The organism is Paenibacillus sp. J31R34 (assembly GCF_059383715.1).
Window position 1 is genome coordinate 126,870 of sequence record NZ_JBXENU010000013.1, and the last position, 24,923, is coordinate 151,792.

At 51.7% G+C, this 24,923-nt stretch carries 13 protein-coding genes; 5 read left to right on the top strand and 8 right to left on the bottom strand.

Annotated elements, in window-relative coordinates:
- Positions 1–125: 125 nt before the first annotated feature.
- The 7 genes from AC50YG_RS27875 to AC50YG_RS27905 form a co-directional block, all read right to left on the bottom strand.
- Complete coding sequence (locus AC50YG_RS27875; protein WP_494831710.1) at positions 126–6,308, bottom strand: rhamnogalacturonan lyase family protein; 6,183 nt, start codon at positions 6,306–6,308, stop codon at positions 126–128.
- Positions 6,309–6,707: 399 nt separating this feature from the next.
- A complete protein-coding gene (locus AC50YG_RS27880) occupies positions 6,708–8,375 on the bottom strand; it encodes an MGH1-like glycoside hydrolase domain-containing protein (RefSeq protein ID WP_494831712.1) in 1,668 nt (555 codons plus the stop codon).
- Positions 8,376–8,597: 222 nt separating this feature from the next.
- Positions 8,598–9,947: an ABC transporter substrate-binding protein gene (locus tag AC50YG_RS27885; protein ID WP_494831717.1), complete on the bottom strand. Its 1,350-nt coding sequence runs from the start codon at positions 9,945–9,947 to the stop codon at positions 8,598–8,600.
- A 139-nt stretch (positions 9,948–10,086) separates the two neighbouring features.
- Positions 10,087–10,926 (bottom strand): carbohydrate ABC transporter permease, encoded by an 840-nt coding sequence (locus tag AC50YG_RS27890; protein ID WP_494831722.1) that lies wholly within the window; start codon positions 10,924–10,926, stop codon positions 10,087–10,089.
- 9 nt (positions 10,927–10,935) lie between these two features.
- Positions 10,936–11,850 (bottom strand): carbohydrate ABC transporter permease, encoded by a 915-nt coding sequence (locus AC50YG_RS27895; protein ID WP_473758626.1) that lies wholly within the window; start codon positions 11,848–11,850, stop codon positions 10,936–10,938.
- An 86-nt stretch (positions 11,851–11,936) separates the two neighbouring features.
- Entirely contained in the window at positions 11,937–13,559 is a 1,623-nt protein-coding gene (locus AC50YG_RS27900) for a response regulator transcription factor (RefSeq protein WP_494831724.1), read from the bottom strand.
- Complete coding sequence (locus AC50YG_RS27905; RefSeq protein WP_494831726.1) at positions 13,552–15,354, bottom strand: cache domain-containing sensor histidine kinase; 1,803 nt, start codon at positions 15,352–15,354, stop codon at positions 13,552–13,554. The genes AC50YG_RS27900 and AC50YG_RS27905 overlap by 8 nt, the downstream gene beginning before the upstream one ends.
- A gap of 202 nt (positions 15,355–15,556) precedes the next feature.
- Here AC50YG_RS27905 and AC50YG_RS27910 point away from each other — a divergent pair, with 202 nt between their 5' ends.
- The 3 genes from AC50YG_RS27910 (at position 15,557) to AC50YG_RS27920 (ending at position 17,948) form a co-directional block, all read left to right on the top strand.
- The gene (locus tag AC50YG_RS27910) at positions 15,557–17,014 is read left to right on the top strand and encodes an alpha/beta hydrolase (protein WP_494831728.1); all 1,458 of its coding nucleotides are present in this window, start codon (positions 15,557–15,559) and stop codon (positions 17,012–17,014) included.
- A 32-nt stretch (positions 17,015–17,046) separates the two neighbouring features.
- Positions 17,047–17,439: a MerR family transcriptional regulator gene (locus AC50YG_RS27915; protein WP_494831730.1), complete on the top strand. Its 393-nt coding sequence runs from the start codon at positions 17,047–17,049 to the stop codon at positions 17,437–17,439.
- 143 nt (positions 17,440–17,582) lie between these two features.
- On the top strand, positions 17,583–17,948 hold the full coding sequence (locus AC50YG_RS27920) for a hypothetical protein (RefSeq protein ID WP_473758621.1): 366 nt from the start codon (positions 17,583–17,585) through the stop codon (positions 17,946–17,948).
- A gap of 49 nt (positions 17,949–17,997) precedes the next feature.
- Here AC50YG_RS27920 and AC50YG_RS27925 read toward each other — a convergent pair whose 3' ends face one another.
- Positions 17,998–22,719 carry a glycosyl hydrolase gene (locus AC50YG_RS27925; RefSeq protein ID WP_494831732.1) on the bottom strand — a complete coding sequence of 1,574 codons (4,722 nt, stop codon included), beginning with the start codon at positions 22,717–22,719 and terminating at the stop codon, positions 17,998–18,000.
- A gap of 717 nt (positions 22,720–23,436) precedes the next feature.
- Between AC50YG_RS27925 and AC50YG_RS27930 the strand changes: the two genes are divergently transcribed.
- Together AC50YG_RS27930 and AC50YG_RS27935 are read left to right on the top strand one after the other, a co-directional pair.
- Entirely contained in the window at positions 23,437–23,997 is a 561-nt protein-coding gene (locus AC50YG_RS27930; RefSeq protein WP_341282817.1) for a TerD family protein, read from the top strand.
- A gap of 32 nt (positions 23,998–24,029) precedes the next feature.
- On the top strand, positions 24,030–24,875 hold the full coding sequence (locus tag AC50YG_RS27935) for an AIM24 family protein (RefSeq protein WP_473758619.1): 846 nt from the start codon (positions 24,030–24,032) through the stop codon (positions 24,873–24,875).
- Positions 24,876–24,923 lie beyond the last annotated feature (48 nt).

The following is a 24,923-nucleotide window of genomic DNA, read 5'->3' on the forward strand; positions in this document are numbered from 1 at the left end:
TAATCCCCGCCTTATTTGAGAAGCCCACTTTCTGGTCTGGCTATCCTATCGTATGCCTTGTTCAATGCCTACAGCCTGCCTCAGGCGCGGATTAATCCGCCCAAGGCAGGCTGCTGCTGCTCTTCCTATTTGGTTACGTTAACCTCCATCTGGCTGCTTTCCGTAATCCCGCTATCGTTGGATAGCTCGACGCGGTAAGCGTAGGTGCCTACAGCGCGGTCCGTTATTGTCGTGGATGCGCTTTGCACGCCAGGCGTATTCGCCGCCAGTGTCTGCGTATCAATCAGCGTACCATTTTCATACAAACGGTATTCCGTGGCGTTCGTTCCCCACCACATGTTCATTGATACCTTGTAGCTGCCATCCCCATCCCAATTGTCATTGGACAGCACCGGCTGGCCTGGATAAGCGTCCTTAACCGTTACAGTATGAGGGGTGCAGCTGGTCGTACCGAAAGAATTGATTAGCTCGCAGGTGTACGTATACGTACCGTTTGCTTTGCCTATTATGTCGAATGAAGAGAACTGTGCAGACGGCGAGTTGTCGCTCAATATTTTCGTCTCAATCAGCTCGCCGTTCTCGTACAGCTTATATACCGTTCCATTTTGCCCATACCACAGGTTCATCGTCACTTTATAGCTGCCATCCAGCAGACCATTGTCATGCCCGTTATTGTCGGAAAGCACAGGCGTACCCGGGATGCCGGTCGCCTTCTCTGCTCCCGTCACGGTTATGGCCACGGTTTGTGTGGCTTGCAGCCCTGCCTCATTGACCGCTGTTGCTGTAAAGGTATGCGTTCCGGCAAGTCCCGCCATAGACAGCACCTCACCGTTTGCTACTGAATTGCCGTCAAAAGACAGCGCCAAGCTTCGAATGCCCGATTCCGGGTCCTCTGCCGTTACCGCCACCGTCCAGCTGTCCGACTCGGTCATCTGCTGCGGCGGAAGCCCTGCAATAACAGGAGGAGTTGTATCCTCCTCCTGCGGCGCACCCACATACTGAATGCGCGGCATTGGCGGCTCCTCCATGCCTGCTCCCAAATAGAAGCTAGTGTGCGGCGGCTGGTTATAGGCTACATTTTGCCAAGCAATACCTAGTCGGTATACCGGATCATGCATTAGCGTTCTAATGCGGTGCTCCGTTACATCGGTCGTCGTATAAATGCGCAGCTCTGAGCTGTCCGTAGAACGCCACATGACTTCCTCTCGCCAGTCGCCGAACAGATCGGCCTGCAAGCTCGGATTGGCCTTCGTCGAGTTGTTTGAAGAAGCGCCGGTCGCCGTAAGCAGGTTGACCGTTGTTTCATTCGTGTAATCCCACTTGTCGATCCGATTGCCATCCTGCAGCTCGCGCAGCAAATCGCCATCCCACCATACGCCGAAGTTGGTCGAGGAAGGGATTTTGGTTGTGATCAGCTCGCCGCGGGCATTGTACAATCCAGTGATGGGAATGTGCTGCTCATTCGTAATTGTAGCCGACCACATTTCCTCACCGATATGGTTGGGATCAATATCCGCTGACAGTCCGCGTCCGGTATCTATACCGGTGAAGACGCCCCAAAGGATTTCTCCCGTCGCTGCATCGCGCATCTCCATACCGTATTTGGAATCCGTATGCTCGTGTACACCAAACACTTCAAGCCCCGGACGCGTAGGGTCCAGATCGCCAAAATGCAAAGCATCGCCATGACCAAGCCCTGTGTTGTAAAGCGGCTTGCCGTCATCGTTAATCGCCATTGCGCCAAACGTAATTTCATCCTTGCCATCGTTGTCCACGTCGCCAATTGACAAGTTGTGGTTGCCCTGACCGGCAAACGATCCATAACCCTCCGTATTCGAATCAAATTTCCATTGCTGCGTCAGCTTTCCGTCACGGAAGTTATAGGCAGCCAGAACGGTTCTTGTATAATAACCACGGCTGAAAATAACGCTCGGATGCTCACCGTCCAAATAGGCGACGCCCGCAAGGAAACGGTCTACCCGATTTCCGTATGCATCGCCCCAGGCGCTGACATCGCCGCGCGGCGGATCATAGGCAACGGTATCCAGCGCGCCGCCGTTCAAACCATTAAATACGGTCAAAAATTCTTGCCCCAGCAGCACGTAGCCGCTGCTATTGCGATGATCGGCACTCGGATCACCAATAACACGACCGAGGCCGTCAATCGTTCCATCCGCTGTTTTCATCGTTACCTCAGCGCGTCCATCTCCGTCGAGATCATAAACCATAAACTGCGTATAATGTGCGCCGGAGCGGATATTTGGCCCCATATTGATGCGCCACAGCCGTGTACCATCCATTTTGTAGGCATCCAAGTAGACGATGCCTGTGTAACCCGCCTGGGAATTATCCTTGCTGTTGGATGGTGTCCACATCAATACAATTTCCAGCTCCCCGTCGCCGTCAAGATCGCCGGCACTGGCATCACCCGCATTGTACGTATATGGCTGTCCGTCCTTGGTATAATCATCGGCAGGCTTTTGCAGCGGAATGGACAAATAAGATTGCGTCCAAACACCGAAATCTGCGGTCGCCTGCTTTTCTGCGCCGTTCAGCAGAGTCGTTACCCGGTAGACGGAGTTGTCCGTTCCCGCTGGGTCAAGCAGGTTCGTACTGCCTGTAATTGGCTCGGCATTTACCTGTACCCCGTCTCGATATACATTGAATGCGATCGACGAAGGATCAAGGCCCAGCATTCGCCAGCCAATGTAATTGCCCTCGCCTTGCTTCACTGCGACCGGAGCACGGTCCAAGTTTTCCATATCGCGGTACAATACGGTCACCGCAGGCGTCTCCAGACTCTGAGACAGCTCGGAAATACCGCCCGCATTCACAGATGCAACCTTGTAGTAGTAGGGAATTGTCGTCAGCACCGTAGTGTCGGTGTAGACAGCTTCCGCCGATTTTCCAATCAGCGTATAGTCGCCATCCGCTTTCACTGCGCGATAAACATAGAACACTTTTGCATTACCAACCGCATCCCAGTTAAAAGTCAGATCGTTTTTGTTCGTTTCCACAAGCGTCAAGCCTGTCGGAATGGCCGCCTTCGGCACATTCGGATCAACCATCGACACGGCAAGCGCATTGGAGCCTACCGACTCAAATCCAGTGTCGTCAACCGCTGTCACCGTATACACATAATCCAGACCGACATCGGCTGTGGTATCAGCAAAGCTAAGTGCAGTGGTCTCTGTCAAAAGCTCAGCGCTTGCAGCTACAGCAGCCTGCCGGTATACACGGTACGCCGCGGCACCGTCCACTGCATTCCATGCAAGAGTTGCCGTTACAGGCTCGTTCTCCAGCTCAAGGCCCGTTAAGGCAAAGCCTGTCGGCGCCAGCAGCAGCGGCGTAATTTCCAAGCCATTCAAATGGGCCGTTTGGCCGCTGAATACGAGGTTCATTTGGCCGTCTTTCACTGCAATTTGATTGAATACTCGCTCTGCAATAGAAGCTCGCCCGGAAGTGATCGTGCCATAATCTGCGCCTTCGATATTCACATTGGTGCGTGTGGAGCCAATCCAGTCTCCCGTATACGTTTTGACCGAATAGGAACCGTTCGGCAAATCGACCTTAAACTCATAGCTGGCATTGAAATAAGCAACGAAATCGCGCCGCAGGTCATCGGTGCCCGTACCTCTGTCGCGGTCGATCATGCCTGTGCTGTTCGTCAGCCCATAGCCGAGCTCAGGTGTATACAGCACATCGCGCGTAATTTCAGTATAGCCTGCTGCAACCGGTGCTCCTACCGGCCCAAAATCGAAACGGTACTGTGCCGATTTAGTCGTTATGGACACTTCACTGGAAGGCAGCGATTCGCCCCGGCCATTAACTGCCGTTACCCGCACCGTATAAGATTGGCCCTCCAGCATTCCGCCAATTGTTAGGGTAGGCACCGTTGCTGTGCCAATCATGGCGTAGGCCGATTCCGGCTCGGAAGCCAGCTTGCGGTAGATTTTATAAATATCGGTGTTGTCCGAAGCGCTCCACTTCAGCACCGCACCGGCATTGCTGACGCTGCCCGCAGCCAAATTAACTGGTGCATCAGGCACAGCATCAGGCTGCTCAATTTCGCGGGCAAAGTCTGCCAGCGGTACTGGAAGCTGTTCAATGCCGCCAGCCAGCAGGCGAGCAATTTGAATCGCCCCATACTCCTGGAAATGCGTATTGTCCGCAGAGCCGTTCGGGAAAGCGCCATAAATGCCTGGCTCCACATGGAGGAACACGGACAAGGAAGCTTGCGGTCCAATCGAGTTGTAATAGGCAATGCTGAGCGCACTCAGATCAACCAGCTCTACATTCAGCTCGGTCGCCACATCCTTCATTGCCTGTACATATTCCGGGAAGCTTACATTGAAAATACCTGTTTCCGCATTGAAATCGCGGCGGCCCATCGGTGTTACGAGAATCGGCGTCGCACCGCGCTGTCTCGCGCCGTTAATGTAGGTTTTCAAATAGTTTTTGTAGTCAGCGGGCGAAGCATAGCGCTCTGGGATGCTAATCGTCGCATCATTGTGGCCAAACTGGACAAGGAAGTAGTCGCCTGGACGAATCGTCCGCAGCACTTCATCAAGACGGCCCTCTACAATAAAGGATTTGGAGCTGCGTCCGCCAATGGCATGATTTTTGAAAATAACATCATTGCTGAAGAAGCGCGGCAGCATTTGGCCCCAACCAGCCTGTGGCTCCCAGTAGGGATCATAGGTTTGAACGGTAGAATCCCCCGCAAGATATACCGTCTGCCGCTCTCCGGCCTGACGCTCCTGCTGCTTCTTGATGACAAGAGCATTCAGCTTGGGCGCGGACCCGGTAAATGCAAGATTGAGCTGCCCATCCACAAGCGCCAGCTGGAAGTCCATCTCTAAGTATTGGCCAGCTGCTTTGCTGGTCAACTGTACCTTCTGCATGGTCTCGGCCTTGATCGCGATTTCGGATGCTTCGGCCGCATCTCCTGCAATGAGCGAAACGGTGTAATCGCCATTAGGCAGATCAACATTAAAGGTTCCACTCGCAGGCGTGACAAAATCTGAACGCAGCGGATCAGCTGTTCCACGGTTGCCTGAACCGATATTCGAAATGTCGGTAAAGCCGTATTTCAGCACAGATGTATAGGCGGTCTCGGCGGTTACACGGACATAGCCGTCAGCGAGCTCGCCCGAACCGAAATCGAAGCGAATGGTATCGCCTTCCGGCAGCGTAGTAGGCGGCACATAGGCAGCGCTCTCTGCAACAGCAGAGGCTTCCGACTCCCCGCGCACGTTAAAAGCTTTCACGGTGTAAAATTGTGGTACAGACGTGTCGACGCCTGCATCTGTATAGGCAAGCACCGCCGATTGGCCAATTTCTACAAAGGGACCTGCTGCCGTATCGGCACGCAGCACCTTGTAGCCTTCCGCTCCCTCGACAACCGTCCAGCCCAGCACGACTGCCGAAGATTGTACGGCGCTGATGCTGAGATGGCTTGGTGCCGCTGGTACCTCAAGCGCTGGTATTGTAACCACAGCGGTAGGGGCACTTAAGGACGACTCCAGCCCGGCAGCATTGACGGAGGCAACGAAGTAGCTATAGCTGCTCCCCTCGACAACCGTTGTATCCACATAGGAGGTCGCTGCTGTCTCGCCTGCAAGGACGGGAGCGGCTGTGCCCTCTGTGCGATAGAGCTTATATTTAACCGCATCTGCGGCCTGGCTCCACGCAAGCGTCACATCCTGCGGTGTCACACGGCTCACCGCAAGCCCGCTCGGCGCCTCGGGCGCAGCAGCTACTACCTGCTCAATGACGATGCCGTTCAAATAAGCGTAGCCTGTAGTTGCCGAAATATCGACTGTAAGCTGCCCGTCATTTACCGTTGTCCGGTACGTGCCATGAACGACCGCCTGACGCGTAGACAGCGTGCCAGATGCGACTCCTTCCAAGGCAATATTCGTTTTAGTCGTGCTTGTACCGGTCAGCAAATCGCCCGAATAAACCGTGACATCATATTTGCCATTAGGCAAATCCGCATAAAACGAAAAGGAGGTGCCGAGGACAAAATCATTCGTCAGCTCATCGCCGCCAGAGCGGTTCCGGGATGCCAGCGCGATGCTCAGCCCATAGCCAGCCTCAGCCGTATAAAGCTGCGATTCGCTTACGCCGATAAAGCTTTCCTTAACAGGACTTGAAGCTGTGCCAAAGTCGAACTTCTTCACCAGCTGCTCCGCTTCGTTTGCGTATGCCGTCTGAACGCCAAGCGGCAGACCCTGCAAAACAGTGGTCCACAAAACCGCTGCGGCAAGCAGCAGAAACATCAGCCTTTTTTTACTACTTAACATATAAAAAAATCCCCCCATTTTCTCCAATGATTTGCTTGTCCGTTTCACAACAAGATTCGACTTTCGGTTAAACTGCGTATCCGTTTTTACCCTCATTTTAAGTAAGCGTTTACAAAATACCGCATCCTGCTGTACGATCCCAAGCTGTCTGTTCGTTATGAGGCCTTCATCCCTCCTTGCTTCTATGTTTAATGGCCATTGCGTATTTGTTGAATGCGCTTTCAACTTGATATTAACGTTCTTTTTTGTGAAATAATAGCAAAAAAACCGTCTTTTTTGATTAAAAATCCGGTTTTCATTGCAGAGCTGCCGCCAAAGCAGCAACTCCTGAGTATATGGTGGCTTTATATGAATACCTATATTGCAAAATGAGGGCCAACTACCTCCTGCCTGTTTTATTCACCCATATGCTGGATAAATCATTCCGATATCAAGCTCCTTTTCTAACCCCCCATCTGTATAACGAAGCTGTTCATTCCCCTTAATCTCCAAAGCGAGCTTCGCTCCATCGTAGTAAATAGCCCCTTTAATTGTCCTTACGCTCATCCCAATAATGCCGCTTAGCCTGCCAGCCCGATCCGTGACGACGCGAATGCCGGACGGGAAACGCATATGCTCCTGCCCATCCAAATAAATGATGCATTCCTCACGCATGTTGAGCAGCTCAAACGTCTGTCCATTCACCGTTCGACTGTAGGCCGTACCGCCGCCCGCAGGCTCCTCGCCATGATCCATCGCATAAGGCAGCAGCCCCGTAAACCACAGCATTTCATCCGGCGTAGGCAAAATACCGCACAACCGCTCCACATAATCCAGTACGCTCAAAATCGCCGGCGAATACGTTTCCGTATAGCCCTCCACCCCAGTCCATGGGCTAAGCGCTTGTGAAAACCGCGTCATATTGGCCATCGCCGATACGAGAGGATACATAACCCACGTCAGCTCTACATGACGCTGATGCTTCTCAAACGCATGGGGAGCGCGAATGATGCTCAGAAAGTTGGACGGGCCACCCCAGCTGTTATAGCTGGAAAACGGATCAAAGCGCGGGTCATCCATCGCCATGGACGTGAAGGGAAATTTGGCAAAAAACTTTCTCGTATTGAGCAAGTAGCGCCTGAGCATCGTATCAAAAAAATCGCGGTCGCCTACCTCACAGGCCATAACCCGCAGCAGCACATCCGACTGGACCTTAACCAGCTCATCCTGGCGGTCGCGATCATAGAAGAAATGGTCCGCTTCGTCAAAGCAATATTTGAACAGGCTTGCAAGCGAGGCATCCGCCTTCCGTTTCCATTGCTCCGGGGAAAGCCCCAGCTCCTCTGCTATTACAGCCAAATACTGCCGCTGGCAGTATACGTTAGCCGTCAAATCAGGAGCCAAAAATGGCAAAATCGGCGAATCCGGCTGACAAAGCGCGGCATCTCCCAAATGCGGCGTATCTGGCACATGCCAGAAGCGGGGCGACAAATCATGGCCCGTATCGAAGGTGCTAAACGCTTCTACGCAGCCCGTCCCTCTCGTATTGCGGTGAGCCGCCAGCCAGTCGTCATAACGGGACATAGCGTCATACATCGTTTTCAAAAATGTCTTGTCACGCCCATGCAGCGCGTAATGATTCCAGACGCTGCGGGCAAGCGGCGTCACCAGTTGAATTTGCCGGTAAGACGGCCCATTTTCCGTTATTTTATACGGAAGCAGGCCATCCTCCCGCTGAAACACCGCAAAGGAGAGATAAGTCGTCTCCGATACAGAAGGTATAAACCGGGACAGCAGCTCTGCGTTAATCGTACCCGTGCTTTCCAGCCAGCACCCTAAGTAGACGCCACCCTCATGCAAAATCGGCTCCGGATTACTCCCCGTCGGCACGATACAATCCAGCAAGCGGCGCATAGCCTCCTCATGTACGCCCTCCAGCCTCCCTTCAGCCGCAGCAAATTTCACGCCTCCGGCCTCCCATTCACTTTTCAACGGCTGATCGGAAGCCTTGCCCTTATCCTCGCCCCGCTGTCCAAAAATTTGCTGCACAGACTTGCTCCTGAGCCGCTCCAGCAGCTGTTCCCTCATAAATTCAGCCTCGCTTTCTCCTCATTAATGATTATCCGTGTGCTGTTCCCATGTTTGATTGTATGAATGCTTGGACTTGGCATACTCACATTCTCAGACTTGGCGTCCCCACTGCCTTCCGCTTGCTCTGACAGCAGCAGGCTGCCTAACGGCAGCCTGCTTACCACTTATTTAAATTGCAATTAGAAGGTTAGCGAGCCCTTCGCCAATGCACTTCATTGCTTATTGATTTTTCGCAAAAATTTGCAGCGTGCCGTTGTAGAAGTCGGCAACCGCCTGCTCCACCTTTTTGCGGCCAAAACCGATTTCCTGAACTGTCGTCTCCGCCAGCTTGGAAAATTCGGCGAAGCCAGGAGGATTGTAGCTGACCGCGAAAGGCTCCGTTTTTGTCGCTTCCGAAACACGGCTTGTATAGTCGTAGACGATGCGGTCTGCGTCGCTTGCTTCAGCCTGCAGCGCCTCTCTATTTTTGGATGTAACAGGAACGCCGCGGTCATTGCCGAGCACCTTGGCTGCCTCTGGATCATTAATGAAGAAGTTGACCAGCATCGCCACTTCCTTCGGGTGCTCTGTTTTTGCATAGCCTGATAGTCCTTGGCTGGACTCGAAAACGACGCCCGTTCCTTTCGGACCTCTAGGCAGCTGCACCATCGTCAGCGTGTCCTCGGTCAAGCCTTGATAAGCGGCGAACTGGTTGGACGGAATAAGGCTCATCGCTACCTTTCCCGTTATGATTAACGATTTGCTTGGATCGCTCGGCGGGTTCGATACCGCAAGCTCCGGTGTCACGACACCGCCGCCCGCTGTTGTTGCCTCCCAGTATTTAAACCAGCTCAGCGCCTGCTCTTCTGTAAAGCCTGGTTTGCCTTCTGCCATATTGTAAAGCTGCGCGCCATTTTGCTTAAGGGCAATATCCATACCATCTACCGTAAAATTGTAGGTACCATATACGCCATCGCCCAGCTTTTCAGACAGCTCCTTGCTGATTGCGGCGTAGTCGTCCCAGCTCCAGCCATCCTGAGGCACCGGAATGCCCGCTTGCTCGAACAGCTTCGTGTTAATCAGGATGCCTCTCGCATTCGCCCCTGCAGATATATGAAGCAGCTTACCGCCCAGTGTACCGTATTCCACCATCGATTCATCCATATCGGTCAAATCGAGCTCGCTGCCTACATACGGGTCGAGCTCCAGCAAAACTCCTTTATTGGCATAATCGACAACGTTGCCGCCGAGGAAAAAAACATCCGCCGGTGTACCCGATGCGAGCTGGGTATTCAGCTTGTCAAAATAACCGGATGAAGGCGCGAACTCGCCCTGCACCTTAATATTCGGGTATTTTTTCTGAAATAGCTCCAGCACCTGGTTTGTACGGTCTGCCCGCCCCTGGTCGCCCCACCACATTATGCGCAGCTCTACCTGCTCCTGTCCTTTACCGCCACTGCCATTGCCCGTTCCATCTGTTTTGCCTCCATTAGTGCCGGATGCCGTTCCTCCTGCTCCCGTACCTCCCGAGCATGCCGTCACAATTACCATTAATGCTGCCAGCATTGAAAATAGAATACGCCGCTTCATGCCAATCTCCCCCAATTTCGATATTTTTGTTCGTATAAAACGCTTACAACGCCATCTTACTGTAAACCTCGCCCGCCAGGCCTTTCATTATTTCGGCAGTTCATTTGCAATTTTTTCGGATGCTGGATGGCCTCACTCGCTACTTTAAGCCTGTTGTAGCAATCCCCTCCAGAAAATAACGCTGGAACGTCAGGAAAACCGCCGTAATGGGGAGCAGGGATAAGGCGGACATCGCCAGCAGCGCACCCCAATCCGAGGAGCCCGATGGATCAAATAGCGCCCGAATGCCAAGCTGGACGGTGAACAGCCGAATATCGCTCAAATAAATCATTTGGCTGAAAAAATCATCCCATGTCCATATAAACGTAAAGATCGCCGTCGTAATCAGTGCGGGAACGAGCAGCGGGAGAATGATGCGAAAATAAATTTGCTTTTGGCTGCAGCCGTCAATCGTCGCGCTTTCATCAAGCTCGCGCGGAATACCCCGGATAAACTGAACCATGAGCAAAATGAAAAACGAGTCCGTCGCGAACCATTTCGGCAGCACTAGCGGATAATACGTATTAATCCATTGCAGCTCGTTGAAAATGACGTATTGCGGCACCAGCGTCACATGGTAAGGCAGCATAATGGTGACGAGCATTAGCGAGAACCACAGCTTGCTGAACTTAAAGGTCAATCTGGCAAAAGCAAAAGCAGCAAGCGAGCAGGTAATCGCATTTCCAAGCACGCTCGTGAGCGATATCGCAAAGGAATTAGCGAAAAAACGGCTGAAGCTGATACCTTGAAAGCCGCGCCAGCCATTCACGTAATTTTCCAGCGTAAAAGAGCTTGGCCAGATGCCCGGATCAGAGAAGATAAGCTGGTTCGGCTTGAAGGAGCTGCTGATCAGCCATAGAACGGGATAGATCATTAGCAGACCCATGATGATAATCGGCACATGCCTCAGTACTTGTCCATATTTTATACGGTGTGTCATCTTTTACGCTTACCTCCCGTCCTTGTTGTCCCCATAAAACACCCAATATTTCGAGGTGATGAATATAATCGCCGTCAGCAATCCGATAATGAGCAGCATGATCCAAGCGAGCGCTGAGGCATAGCCCATATCAAAGAAGGAGAAGCCCTTCAAATACAAGTACAGCGTATAAAACATCGTCGCATCCAGCGGCCCGCCGCGACCGTCACCGATGACGAAGGCTGGTGTAAACGCCTGAAAAGAATGAATGACACTCATAATGAGGTTGAAAAAAATAACCGGCGTCAGAATCGGCAGCGTAATGCTGACGAACTGGTTCCACTTCCTCGCTCCGTCCACTTGGGACGCTTCGTAGAGGTCTGCGGGAATTTGCTTTAGCCCTGCCAGAAAGATAACCATCGCTGAGCCGAACTGCCACACCGACAGCGTCACAATCGTATACACAATGTAATCCGGGTGGGCGATCCACGACGGCCCTTTAATGCCGATCCAGGCAAGCGCCTTATTTACCACTCCCGTACCGTCAAAAATTTGCCGCCATACGATAGCGATAGCAACACTGCCGCCAAGCAGGGAAGGGATATAATAAATCGTCCGATAAATGCCCAGTGCCCGGATGCCCTTATTGAGCGCCATAGCTACAAGCAGTGCAAAAGCCAGCCTGAGCGGCACGGAAATGAATACATACTTGAAGGTGAGCCATAACGAGCCGGTAAATGTGCTGTCATTCGTAAAAATTTGTACATAGTTATCCATCCCGATCCAGGATGGCGGGGACAGCAAATTGTACTTGGTCATGGACAGGTACAGCGAGCCGAGCATCGGCCCAGCCGTCAGACAGAAAAAACCGATCAGCCACGGCAGCAGAAACAAATAAGCGGTTTGGTTCTGCTCGCGGGCCAGTGTTTTGCGGGAAACGCCCATGGCAAAAATCCCTCCTAATGATTGATGTACGCAAGCAAGCTGCATTCGTACACCAATCATACGCAGGAATAGCATTTGGCAACATATCATTTCTTCGGGAGTTCGTTATCACTTTTTTCAGATAGACGCTGGCGAAATTCGGACGGCGTCATACCGTACAGCCTTTTAAATTTGGAGCTGAAATAGCTTGCGTTGGAAAAGCCCGACAGCTCGGATATATCCCATAGGCTTAGCCCGGTTTCCTCCAGCAGGCGGGTCGCATGCGCCATTCGGACATCAGTTAAATAGTGAATAAAGGTTTTTCCCGATTTCGCCTTAAACAGCTCCGAGAAGTAGGATGAATTATAATTAAATCGTTCTGCGAGCATCGTCAAATTCAAATCATACATGTAGTTTTCCGCGATATATTGCCTGGATGCCTCCAAAACCGAGTCAACGGCGCCCTCCTCCGCCCCTTGCAGCTTGTCATGGATAGCCGAGGCAAGCTGCATCAAATATTGGCAGGCTTTCTCCGCCGTGCTTAAGTTAAGCGCCATTTCCGGGCGCAGCCACAGCTGCTCGCCTCCCGTTATCGGCACCTGCGCTTCATGCGCCTGTGCCTCCAAGACGAGATTAAACTGGAAAATCGCCTTAACGAACCGGATTCGCGATACGCCAAGCGCCTCCTTCAGCTCGCGCTCCATCATTTTAACAAGCTGCTCCATTTCTCCCCGCTCCAGCAGCCGCTGAATTAAATCAACCGTCTCCTTCGGAAGCAGAAAGGGCTCCTCCGCTATCCGTTCACCTTGGTTAATTTGCGCCTCCGCCAAATTCCAGGCGATGAGCGAGGACATGCAGCCCTCCTTCCACTGCTTAAAGCCCTTCACGGCATTTCCTTTGCCGATGGATGGCGCAAATCCGAGATGCGCATACACCATATCCCGCAGCTTCTGTACAAAATTCGCTAGCTCCTCCTCTCCTTCCAGCAGGGCGATATGCATCAAGCCGTGATAATGCTCATCCCGAACGGCAAGAACCGAACCAGAGTAACCCTCTGCCAGCTCACGGCATATCAGTTCAAACGGGAGGCTGAATTGCTCAGGCATACGGCTCAGCCGACCAGCCTGATCCGCCTGATTCAGCTGCTGACCGCGCTGCTCTAGCCCTGCTGTAATAAATCTAACCGTCCGCTCCCCCCATTCCTCTAGCTGAAACAGCCTTGCCCGCTCTAATAACGCTTCCTCTCGTCCCGCCTCGCCCCGGATAAGATAACGCAGAAAATGCTCCTGCATTTCCTGATAAGACTGGGTCAGGCGCCATTTCATATCCTCGGACTGTCGATGGCTCTCCTGCTCCCTATCCAGCTCCCGTCTAACCTTCAGCAGCGCCTCTGTCAGCTCATCCCGTGCAACCGGCTTAAGCAAATAATGGCGTGCCTGATGGCGGACAGCCGCATGCGCATAATTAAAATCCTCATAGCCTGTAAGGATAATCAGTGTAATTTCGGGATAAAGCTTACGGCATTCGTCCAAAAAAGACAGCCCGTCCATCACTGGCATGTTCATATCTGTCAGGACAACATCGAATGCATCGCGCCCCAACTGCTCCAGCGCCTCCATGCCATTCGCCGCCTCACCCGCAATACATAGGCCCAGCTCCTCCCAATCCACCTTGAGCCGCAGTCCTAGCCGGATTTCTGGTTCATCATCCACGATCAGCACCTTATACATGCTTACCCTCCTCCTGTATCGGCAGTGCCAGTACGATTAGCGCACCACCCCATCTGCTTGCATTGATCTCAATATCAAACAGCTCGCCGTAATACAGCCTGCATCTGGCTATGACGTTGCTCAGGCCAATCTGACTGTCCCGGCTGCTTAGCAGCATGTCCATACGCGCGGCGGCCGAGCGTTCCGCAAGCTGGCCCTTCATTTCGTCTGCGATGCCTGGACCATTGTCCGCTATGCTGATAACAATGCGGCCGTCTTCCCTGCTGACCACGATTTCTACTCGGGCCTCCGGCTGAAGCTGGAAGCTGTATTTCACGGCATTTTCAATTAGCGGCTGCAAAATAAATTTAATAATGGTCAGATGCGCAAGCTCGCCTTCCTCCCTCAAGATCAAGCTCAGCCGCCCGCCGAAGCGGATTTGCAAAATCTCCACGTAATCCTTCACATATTTCAGCTCCTCGCGCAGCGGCACCACATCATCGCTCATTCGCAGCGAGAAACGCATCATTTTGCCAAGCGACTCGATGACCTGCACCGTATCATCGGTCCGCTTCTGCATGGCGAGGCTGCTCAGCAGCTCCAGCGTATTGAACAAAAAATGCGGATTGATCTGCATCAGCAGCGCCTTGTATTCCGCTTGCTGGCGCAGCAGCTTCAGCTCAAATTCGCTTTTGATATGCTGCCGGAGCTGCCGCACCATATTGCGGAAGGTCACCGTCGCAAAGCCTACCTCGTTGCGGATACTGATTTCCGGCGGCAGGCGCAGCTCCGCCTGATTGAAGTCGCCCCGCTGAACATGGCGCATGGCGGATATGAGGCGGGATAGCGGCCTCGAAATGCTCTGGGACAGCCAGATGGCGAGAAAAACCGATAATACGAGCAATAGGGATGCGAATAAAATAATGCTGCTGCGCAATTGGAACAGCTTCGCATACAAGTCCTGTTCAGACACGAAGCCAACAAGAATCCATCCTGTTCTTTGCAGCTTTTTATATACGACAATATCTGTTTTCCCCTTATCCGAATCCATATAAATAACGCCCTGCTTGCGTTTATCTCCGCGAATTTTCCCCATAGCAGCCTGCATATCGGTCTGTGCGCCAGCTTCAGGCGGGGAAAGCAGCAGCTGCCCGCCCTGATCCATCAAATAAATGGTACCGCTTTCACCAAGATGAATCCGATTGAGCGGCTGCTGGAAGTAGTCGCTGCTCACATTAATTTTCATTACGGTTCGGGCACGGCTTGGCTCGAAGGTTCCGATTGGCATTAGCATGCTGACAACCGGATGCGTGTTATTGTAGCGCGCCTCCACCGGGTCCAAATGGCTGGCCACCCAGTGGGTTCCCGATGCTTTAAAATCGCTATACCACTGCTGCTCAAGCAGGCTCGGGTCGGATACGACCTGATTGTCGCTGCTGATCCATGTGCCGTCCGAGCGGTAAAAGGTCACCCGCGACACGCTGGTGTAGCTGTTCATCGCCTGCGTGAGAAAGCCGCTCAGCTTTATATTGGCCAGCATCTTCTCGCCCGCCGCAAGCTTCGGGTCCGAAACAGCCCCTTCCCAGTTTTTCGTCGTATCGCTATTGTACACGAGTGAAGCAAGATCATAGATTTGCATCTGGACCATGTCAACGTAGGCGCCGTATTCCTCCATCTTCTCCAGTGCCGAGGATTCGATATAAGAGCGGATAATGGAGCGTGATTCATTAAATAATAGATAAGACATAGCGCCAAAAGAAAGGACGAATAATAAAATAAAGACGGCAATCAGTCGGCTTTTTAATGAGTAAAACACAGCTAGTCCCCTTTTCTGTCAGCATCGTGCACGATTTGCCAATATAGTAGCACAGTGCTTGCTAGGTCCGCTCTTTTTTCTCTAAAAAATGCTCCAAAATAATACCTTGACCTTGCAGTATACTTCAACCTTTATACTCTGTTTATACAAGATTTCCGGCCTGCTGGACGGAGAATACAGAAATAAATGGAGGTATTGTATAATGAAAATAGTAGAGGTCATTTTCATTCTGGTTATTTTAGCGGCGGCGGGAGGCCTATTATTCGCAAGAAAAACGAAGCGGCTCGATGCCGGGATGCTGGGCGCGGTTGTACTGGCAGTGCTGCTGCATGGTTTAATCGATCATTTCCGTATCCAAATGGTTGCCGCCTACGCTGTAGCTTTCGTTTTGATTATTGTCCTAGTCCGCCGACTGTTGAAGCCTTACGATGATCATATCCGTTCCAGGTCTCTTTTCAAAAAGAGCCTTCTCTCCCTTACCGTCATCGCACTTAGCGGATTCTCCGGATTTGCGAGCATGCTGCTGCCGATTTTCACAATGCCTGAGCCTAGCGGCAGCTATGGCATTGGCACCATCGCACGCCATCTAACGGATGAATCCCGCGACGAGACGCACAGTGATGATTCGAATGACAAGCGCGAACTGATGATAAATATATGGTATCCGGTAGATAAAAATAATACCGAAGGTGCATCAACTGAGCATTACCCTTCGGAAATTGGGGAAGCGATCAGCCTCGTATTCGGCATACCGAAGCAACTTTTCAGCCATGTGACGAACATTCCGACGCATGTCGTAGAAGGGGCCGAGCTATCCGCTGCTGAAGCGAGCTATCCGGTTGTCCTATTCTCACCCGGTATTCGCTCGACCCGCTTTCAGAGCATGACGGCCATTGAGGAGCTGGTCAGCAATGGCTACATCGTCGTAGGCATGGATCATCCTTTTACATCAGCGAAGGTTGATTTTCCAGATGGCCGTTCGATTTTATACGATGCTGAACCCGAATTTCCAACTACAGCGGAGCTTTACGACAATAATATTAAAGAAGTCGCCATTCGTGCAGCCGATGCGAGCTTTGTGCTCGATACGCTGACAGCATGGAATCAGGAGGACCCCGATCACAGGCTTGAAGGCAAGCTGGATCTGAGCCGCGTCGGCATTTTCGGCCACTCCTATGGAGGGGCGACAACCGCGGAAACACTGGCACAGGATGCCCGTTTCAAGGCGGGGGTCAGCTTGGAGGGCGGATTTTGGGGCGATGTAGCCCGTAACGGCTTGAAGCAGCCATTTATGTATTTGATGACGGGCGACACAGCCAAAAACCTTGACCCAGCGACTACGGAGAAATCCTATGTCTATTTCGAGGAGTTCCCTTCCGATTTGGATTCGGTCATGACGAAGAGCACCAATGACACCTATTATATGATTGTGGAGCCTTTTATCCATCAGAGCTTTACCGACATCGCGCTGCTGTCGCCTAAGCTGTTCGCCAAGGGCGTCGACCCCGTCCATACGGTAGATATTACCCGCTCTTATGTCACCGCCTTCTTCAATCAATATTTGAAAAATGAATCACAGCCGCTGCTGGCTGGGCCATCGCCGGACTATCCCGAGGTTATTTTTGACCCTAACTATACGAAAAAAGCAGCTGCCCAATAAACCTATGGACAGGATCAAGGAGGGAAACACGCATGGAAGGCATGACACGCGGCGAGCTTGCCAAAAAAACCGGGCTCAGCATGGCGACGATTCGCTACTACGAGGAAAGCGGCATCCTTCCGGCTCCCCGCCGCAGCCAAGGTGGCTACCGTCTGTACTCGGACGATTATTTGGTCAAGATCAAATTCATCAAGGACACCAAGTCGCTCGGCTACTCCCTCAAGGAAATTCAGGAAGTGCTGCATCTGCTAGGCCGTGATATGGATGCAGAAACCTTAAAGGAATATGTGCGGGGCAAAATAGTTGAGATTGATCAAAAGGTCGAATCGCTGCGCTCCATTCAAACGATGCTGGCGACCTTGCTTGAGACGCCTCAAGCAGACATTCACAACTATCTGGATTCGTTTCGCAAGTCCGAAGATTAATGACTGTAGGCCGCGAATACTGTACGTGAAAAAGCCCGATTCGCACTCTGGCTATACAACTTTAAACCGCAATGATATATTCTACTAAGAAAATCATCTATTATCCGGATTTTATTTTCAATAGGAAGGTTGAATGGCATCATATGCTGCGTGTAATTGCCTTATCGCTCCTGTCTTTGGTCTATCTTTTTGTGTATTGGATTATGTTTTATATTTTAATTGATAAATTTGCTTTTCATTTATCAGCGACCTTTCCCTTCTTTGCCTCACGCGAAATTGTATATGATATGTTTTTACTTAATATCGTTGTGAGTCTGGTTTTAGCTCAATTAGTTGTAGGACTAAATCTATTTTTAAATTTTAAAAATGCTAAGCATTTCTACAAAATGCAGCTTGTACACATTCCATTAATCGTTCTTGCCATTTACCTTACGAATGCAACAACTACTGTTATACCTTTTATTAAAAATTGGCATGTCTCCTTGTTGGGAGATTGGACTTTACAATAAACAAGGGAGGCCCGCATAGGGCCTCCCTTGTTTGCCGTTACATTCGCAATTACTGCGCCTTAACCTCATCCAAATAAACCTTAGCTGCGCCTGTCGAGCCGCTTGGTGTAAACACCTGAATGCCCAGCGCCTGGACATTATTTTTGTCCACCACGCCTGACAAATCATAGCTTACCGTTACGAATCCATCACCGCTGTAAGAAACCGTCTCATTCGGTGCAAACCAGCTCCAGCCGCCGCCCGTTTGCAGAAACAGCTTCGCGGAAACCGCTCCTCCGAGCGTTGCATTCCCATCCGCCACTACTTTGAACTTGGCAGACAGCGTGCCCGCTGTGCCCAAGTTCAGCGCACCAAGCCGTCTGAGCTGGAACTCGCCGCCGTTCAGGTCAAAAGCCACCTTCAGCGAGCTGCTTCCTGATGACGCCGCATCGGTCGACACGACCATATCACGGGCGTTTGCCGTATTATAAGCATTGCTAGCATCAGCGTTAATAGCCCAGCCTTCTGCTCCGCTTTCAAAATCATACGTGAGCCCACTCGTTCCTGGCTCCCCGCTACCTTCCACATAAACATCATCTACATAGACAGCTGCTGTACCGATCTGTCCGGCTGTCGGCTCGATTTTCACGCCGATTGCTTGGACGCTCTCGAGTCCCGTCAGGCCGGAGAGCGGGAGCGTCAACGTTTTAAATCCGCTGGAATCGACGACCACGCCCGTTCCGCTGTCATGCCAATCCCATGTGCTGCCTGTTTTAATATATAGACGGGCATCGGCGGTACCCTGCGACAGCTTCACTTTGACGCTGAGCGCCGCAGCTGCCGATAAATCGGCTGCCGCAACCTTCGTCAGCTCAAAGCCTGCTGGACTTGCCAGCGAGAAGGTAGACGTCAGCGAATGGTCGCCCTCCGTCTTTTCATCCGCTGTAATCGCTGCATCTGTGGCCTGTGCCTCATTCGAGCTTACGGCCCAGCCTGCTGTGTCCGCTTCAAATCCATACAGCGTTCCCGATTCTGCCGGGGAGCTTCCCGGGCCGGAGCCTCCATTCGGCACACCGCCCGTTCCATCGTTGATCGCTTCAATGTCGTCAAAATAAAGCGTGCTGTTGAGCGTTGCTCCGTTGATGGCATTCACGTACACGGAAAACTCCTGTACATTTTTCAAGCTGACCTTGTTAATTTTTTTGCCCGCATTTCCTGTATCCCACGGAGCAACGGTAAACTCATTAAAGTGCAGGCTGACCCATTGTCCCGCTGTGCCCGCGAGCGATGGATACGCTTCATAGGAGACGCCATCCACACGCAGCTGAATAACGAGCTTCTGATTGCTGCCATCCGGCACCATCCAAAATTTCAGGTTGTTGAACGTGGACCAGTCTACTCCGCCCAGCACCTTCGTAATGCCTGCATAGCCGGAAGTTCCCAGCGTGTAGTCCAGCTTCATCGCATAGTTGCCCGAGCTTTTATGCACGCCGTCCAGCACTACAGCTGTCGCATCACCGCCCGCATGAATGAACTTCGCTGCAAGAGCGGCATCGCTGCCTTGGTACGTCTCGAAGTTGTCCACTACAGCCGGGTCTTTCTCCGCTTCTGCGAATGTGCTGTAAAGGCTTAGATTATCGATGTAGATCGGAAAATCACCTGCTAATCCGCTGCCGACAAAAGAAAGAGCAAGCCCCGTCGCCGCTGCGGATTTCTCTACCTCATTCAAATCGATGACCGGCGAATATTTCGCATACACCGTGCCGCCCACCGTTACTTGCGGGAGTTCGGACAGCTTGATTTTGGTCGTCGTCATCCCATATTTCGTATCCCAATCCGGGGCAAGCATCGCAATGCTGCTAATTGTCGCATTCGCATCTCCCGCGCTTAGCGGAATCCATGCATCCAGCTTGATGCGCTTCACATCCGCCAGTGCATTTCCGCCATCAAGCGCCGGAAGCGCCAGCTTGAATTCCTGCCACGTATCGGCTGCCGCCGCCTGCTGGGCATCCAGCTTCAATACGCCGTTGCCGTCAAAAACATCATGCTGAACGGTCAGCCCCATCGTTTCCGGGTACGTGCCCGGATCGCCATTTTTGACTACGCCTTCTGTATCTTGGTCAAAGCTGTAGGTTTTCATTAAAATCTCGCTTGCCTGCACCGATACCGTCGCCGTTTGCGTCAACACGACCTGATTGCCAACATAGACTTTGACGTTCAGCGCCGCCGTCTTGCCATTTAAGCCTGCTGCTGGAGACCAATCCGCCGTATAAAAAAATCCGTCGCTATTGAGCGCCATTGGATATTCCGTATCCGACCCCTGTACCGTATAGACGACCTTCGTCGGTGAGATTTCCAGCGCCCGCGCGCGAATCGTGACGGAGCTGCCCACAATACTGTTATCCGTTGGCGTCGCAATATGCAGGAACGGCTGCTCCGGCGCTGTCACAACCGTATGGCCGTATACGCCCTGCACCTCATTGCGGAATGTTGTAAAGGAATCGTTATAGAAGTTTATAAAATCGGGCAAAAGCTCATGATCGCCGAGCCCGTTTGGCGCATTTTTATAAGGAACATACAAATTGTTGCCGAGGCCGAAATTCGCCCATGTCTGCATATAGGCAATGCGCGAAGCGTCCTCATCGGACTTAATCGCATTCAGCAAATCGGTGAACCAGGTCGTATTATTGTTCCCGGTTGTCTTCATCCCCTCCGGGCTGTAGCCGAATTCGGAGAACGTCGCGATTTTCCCCTTGCTGTCGGCCATCCTTGAAATCATGCCAAGATCATTTACCAGCCCGTTAAAAAAGCCTTGCGAACCCGCATTTTCCTTGTTATCGTATTGGTCCATTCCCAATATATCGACGTAATCGTCGCCCGGGTACGTCGTCAAATACGTGCTTTCTGCGCCGCCGAACGAGCCATTTGGCGAGAAAACATACAGGAAGTTGCGAACGTCCTTCTTATCGCGCAGATATTCAACCGTATAGCGGAAAATCTCCTTGTATTCGCTTGTGGTTGTCGTTTTCGCGCCCCACCAGAACCAGCCGCCGTTTTGCTCATGGAAAGGACGGAACAGGATTGGGATGAGCTTGCCATCATCATCCTTCACATTATTCGCGAAGTTCGCTATCGTATCCAAAAAGGCATTAAATTCCGCATGCTTGTCGCCGCCCGGCAAAATATGAGCAACTACATTGCCTGACGTATCATTAAAGCTGCCGCCGGTCACAAAGTTTGGAAAATGGGTGCTGAGCGCCACAATACCGCCGAGCTCGTGGGCGTTCTTGACCGCAGCAGTGAGATTAATTCGGCTCTGCTCGATATTGTTCGGCACGCCCGGTTTCTCTTTGCCTTCCAGGCTAAGCGTATCCCAGCCGAACACGGCAGGGTAATCGCCGACCGAATTTTTCACCTCGGATTGCGAGCCATCCGTAGAGGTCAGTGTCACGCCTTCATCCGTTGCATGCTGGTGGCCGAACAAAATTTCATGGCCGCGCACGCCATTTAAATAGGCAAACAATGATTTGGTCTCAGCCGTTGCATGCTGATCGACAAAATTGACCGTCTGCTCCGTATTTCCGCTGTTTCCACCGCCATTGTTGCTGCCTCCGCTGCTGCCATTGCCGCCTGACGATGTGCCCGTTCCCGGCGTTGTGATTGTGCCAACTGGCGTCAGCGTACCATTTTTCAATGCATAGCTGCCTTTAGCTACCGATTTTCCATTAAAAGTGACAGAATCGGCTTGCACCGTCAACTGCCCAATCGTTGTGCCCGGGCCGGTGATCAGCTCCGTAGGCTGATTCAGCACGATGCTGTCTGCCTCCGCGTCGTCGCCCAGCTCTAGTATGGCCTTGCTATTAGTCACGATGCTGTCGATCTTGGTTTCACCGTCTGCCTCAACATGCACCTTGCCATCCTTGCGGTTAATTTCCAAGCCTGCCAGCGTAGAATCATGAAAGCTAACCGTATGCTCGCCGCCGCCCGCGATAAACGTCGTCCCATTCACAATGGCATGCTCGACCGCTGCCTCACCGTCTCCAATACCAGCAGTCAAATAAAGGTTGCCGGCAATTTGGGCATCTTTGAGTGTAATGCCTGCATGATTAATGATCGCATGGCCCGAAATCGCTTGCGCCGCTGTATAATCCCCGGCCTTGGCATACAGCTCGGCCACCAGCTTGTCCACCAAGGTTATGACCTCGGCACGAGAAATTTTACCCGCGGGCTGGAAAGCGCCATTTTCGTAGCCGCTGACAGCACCTTGCAGCGCGTTGATTGCATTTTTCGCATAGCTGGAAATTTGGCTGCTATCCTTGAAGGAGCCCGCGTAAGCCGCATTCTCCGCCGCTTTCAGCTCGAAAACACGCGCCAGCAGCGTCACCGCATCCTGCCTCGTTATAGGCTGCTCCGCTCTTGCCTCGTTACCCGGAAACCCGTCATAATATCCCGCAGCCCTCGCTTTGCTAAGCTCGCCCGCATACCATGCCGTCTCCGGCACATCGCTGAAGGCGGAAGCAGACAGAGCCGATAAACCAAATACTCGATTAATAACCGCGACAAATTCCGCCCGGGTCATGCTGCCATCGGGATGGAAAGCTCCGTCCGAGTAACCGCTTACAATTCCGTGTGCACGCCATTTCTCTATCGCAGCTTTCGCCCAATGCCCCTGAATATCGGAAGCAAACGCCTTAGTTTCCGCCCCTGATTGAGCGAAAGCAGCAGAAGAAAACATTGAAACAACGATAGCTGGGGCCATAGCGGCCGCGATCCATTTGCGTTTTTTATTCATGCGAACCTCCTATATGATAAATAGATTTGAAAGCGCTTCACATCATTATAGAGGAACTACTTGAAAAAAATAGGAGATTCAATTTGTTTTTATAGTTCTCTTTTGTCATCTATTTTGTTATGTTTCTTTGCTCTAAGCGTAAACGGCTGCCGCCGTCCTCTGGCGGCGCAGCGCGTTTCATTCCGAGAAATATGGAGAAAGGATGGGAAAATCATATCCTTTCCTATATTTCAAAAAATGCAACCAAGCTATCGCTTCGCCGTATCTAATCAGACATCCCTGCTGCAGAGGGACTGTAAAACCATTAACAACTACAATGACAATCTGCTATACTACAAATAGTTTCATATCCTTACACAAAATCGACAAATTTCACCATTCTGGCCTGTTAAGCGCTTCAAGGTGATCAACTGTCGAGGCAGATGGTTCTCTTATTTTATATTTGAGGAGGCAATACAAATGGGTATTGGATCGAATTCAAACGGTGGAAACAATTTTGGTGGACAAGGCGGCATTCAGGGCGGTATCCAAGGTGGTATACAGCAGGGTGGCATTCAACAGGGCGGTATTCAGCAAGGCGGTATTCAGCAAGGCGGTATTCAACAAGGTGGCATTCAAGGCGGCGCTCAGCAGGGTGGATTCCAGAACGCTGGAAATGCAGGCTCGTTTGGCGCAGCTTCTGCTCCTCAAGCTGGCGGCTTCGGCGGCGGACTCGTATTGTCCAAAGGACAAAAGCTCGATTTAACGAAAAATAACCCCGGACTCGATCACTTAAAGGTTGGACTCGGTTGGGATACAAATCGCTTGCAAGGTCAGAGCTACGACCTTGATGTTGAAATCTTCCTTTTAAACCAAATGGACAAGCTTCCATCCAACGGTCATATTATCTTTTATAACAATTTAAACAGCCCGGATGGCTCGGTTCGCTATAACGGCGACAACCGGACCGGGCAAGGAAACGGCGACGATGAGTCCGCAGAAATTCAGCTTTCCCGCGTGTCTCCTGACATTCAGAAAATTGTATTTACCGTGACGATTGATGACGCTGTTCGCAAAAATCAAAACTTCGGCCAAATCGGCAACGCCTACATTCGGATCGTCAACCAGGCGAACGGAGCTGAAATTTGCCGCTTTGATCTGTCCGAGGACTACTCCACTTCCATTTCCTTGCTAGCGGGAGAAGTATACCGCCACAACAATGAATGGAAATTCAATGCGGTAGGCACAGGCCTTACGCTTGATCTGGCTGGCATTTGCGCGCATTACGGCGCTATGTAATTCACTACACATCTAACTGGAGGTCAACTCATATGCCATTTCAATTTCAAGTGGAACGCGAGCTGTTTCTGAAAGCTGAAGGCCAAGGCAAGTTTTTCGCTAAAAAGGGCTCTATGGTCGCTGATCAGGCTTACAACGGCAAATTTAAATATTCCAAGCGCTTGCTTGGCACAAACTCCGGCAACATTGTTGGACAAGTATTGAACCACGGCATGCGCCGTATTACAGGCGAAAACCTTGAAATTATGGAAGTCGAAGGACAAGGCTCCGTATATCTTGCTGATCAGAATACACATGTGACTGTCATTAATCTGGAGCAAGGCGGCCCTTGGCAGCACGTCAGCGTTGAAAGTGAAGACCTGCTGGCATTTACTGAAACTTGCCACTACGGCGTTACGGTCATCGGCTCCGGTGTCATTTCCCAGCGCGGACTTTTCACCTCCAAGCTCTCCTACAACGGCCAAGGCGCTCAAGTCGCAGTGAAAACGAACGGCAACCCGCTCGTTCTGCAAGCTCCATGCCGCGTCGATCCCGATGCAATCGTTGCATGGACAGGCCCTTCACCTAAAGTGAAGCTTGACGTGAACTGGAAAACTTTTATCGGACAAACCTCCGGTGAATCGTATATGTATGAGTTCAATGAGCCTGGGCAAGTCGTTATTATTCAGCCTTTCGAGCGTCAAAGCGGCGTGAAATTCGGCATTGATGACAACCGCTACCAGCCGCAAGAGCAAGGCAGCGCCTTCCAGAACACCTTTGGTGGCAACGGCGGCAATGGCGGCAATGCTGGAAACGCTGGCAATATGGGCGGAAATGCAGGCAATAACAACAATAATGAAGGCGGGATCGGCGGCATTATTGGCCGAATTTTGCGTTAAGCCCTTTGTAATCGTACATCCGCTAAAAAGATTAAGAGCATCTCCCAC

Excerpts from the sequence above, each read along its gene's own strand:
- AC50YG_RS27875 (WP_494831710.1), bottom strand. The coding sequence starts at position 6,308 with ATGTTAAGTAGTAAAAAAAGGCTGATGTTTCTGCTGCTTGCCGCAGCG.
- AC50YG_RS27880 (WP_494831712.1), bottom strand. The coding sequence starts at position 8,375 with ATGAGGGAACAGCTGCTGGAGCGGCTCAGGAGCAAGTCTGTGCAGCAA.
- AC50YG_RS27885 (WP_494831717.1), bottom strand. The coding sequence starts at position 9,947 with ATGAAGCGGCGTATTCTATTTTCAATGCTGGCAGCATTAATGGTAATT.
- AC50YG_RS27890 (WP_494831722.1), bottom strand. The coding sequence starts at position 10,926 with ATGACACACCGTATAAAATATGGACAAGTACTGAGGCATGTGCCGATT.
- AC50YG_RS27895 (WP_473758626.1), bottom strand. The coding sequence starts at position 11,850 with ATGGGCGTTTCCCGCAAAACACTGGCCCGCGAGCAGAACCAAACCGCT.
- AC50YG_RS27900 (WP_494831724.1), bottom strand. The coding sequence starts at position 13,559 with ATGTATAAGGTGCTGATCGTGGATGATGAACCAGAAATCCGGCTAGGA.
- AC50YG_RS27910 (WP_494831728.1), top strand. The coding sequence starts at position 15,557 with ATGAAAATAGTAGAGGTCATTTTCATTCTGGTTATTTTAGCGGCGGCG.
- AC50YG_RS27915 (WP_494831730.1), top strand. The coding sequence starts at position 17,047 with ATGGAAGGCATGACACGCGGCGAGCTTGCCAAAAAAACCGGGCTCAGC.
- AC50YG_RS27920 (WP_473758621.1), top strand. The coding sequence starts at position 17,583 with ATGCTGCGTGTAATTGCCTTATCGCTCCTGTCTTTGGTCTATCTTTTT.
- AC50YG_RS27925 (WP_494831732.1), bottom strand. The coding sequence starts at position 22,719 with ATGAATAAAAAACGCAAATGGATCGCGGCCGCTATGGCCCCAGCTATC.
- AC50YG_RS27935 (WP_473758619.1), top strand. The coding sequence starts at position 24,030 with ATGCCATTTCAATTTCAAGTGGAACGCGAGCTGTTTCTGAAAGCTGAA.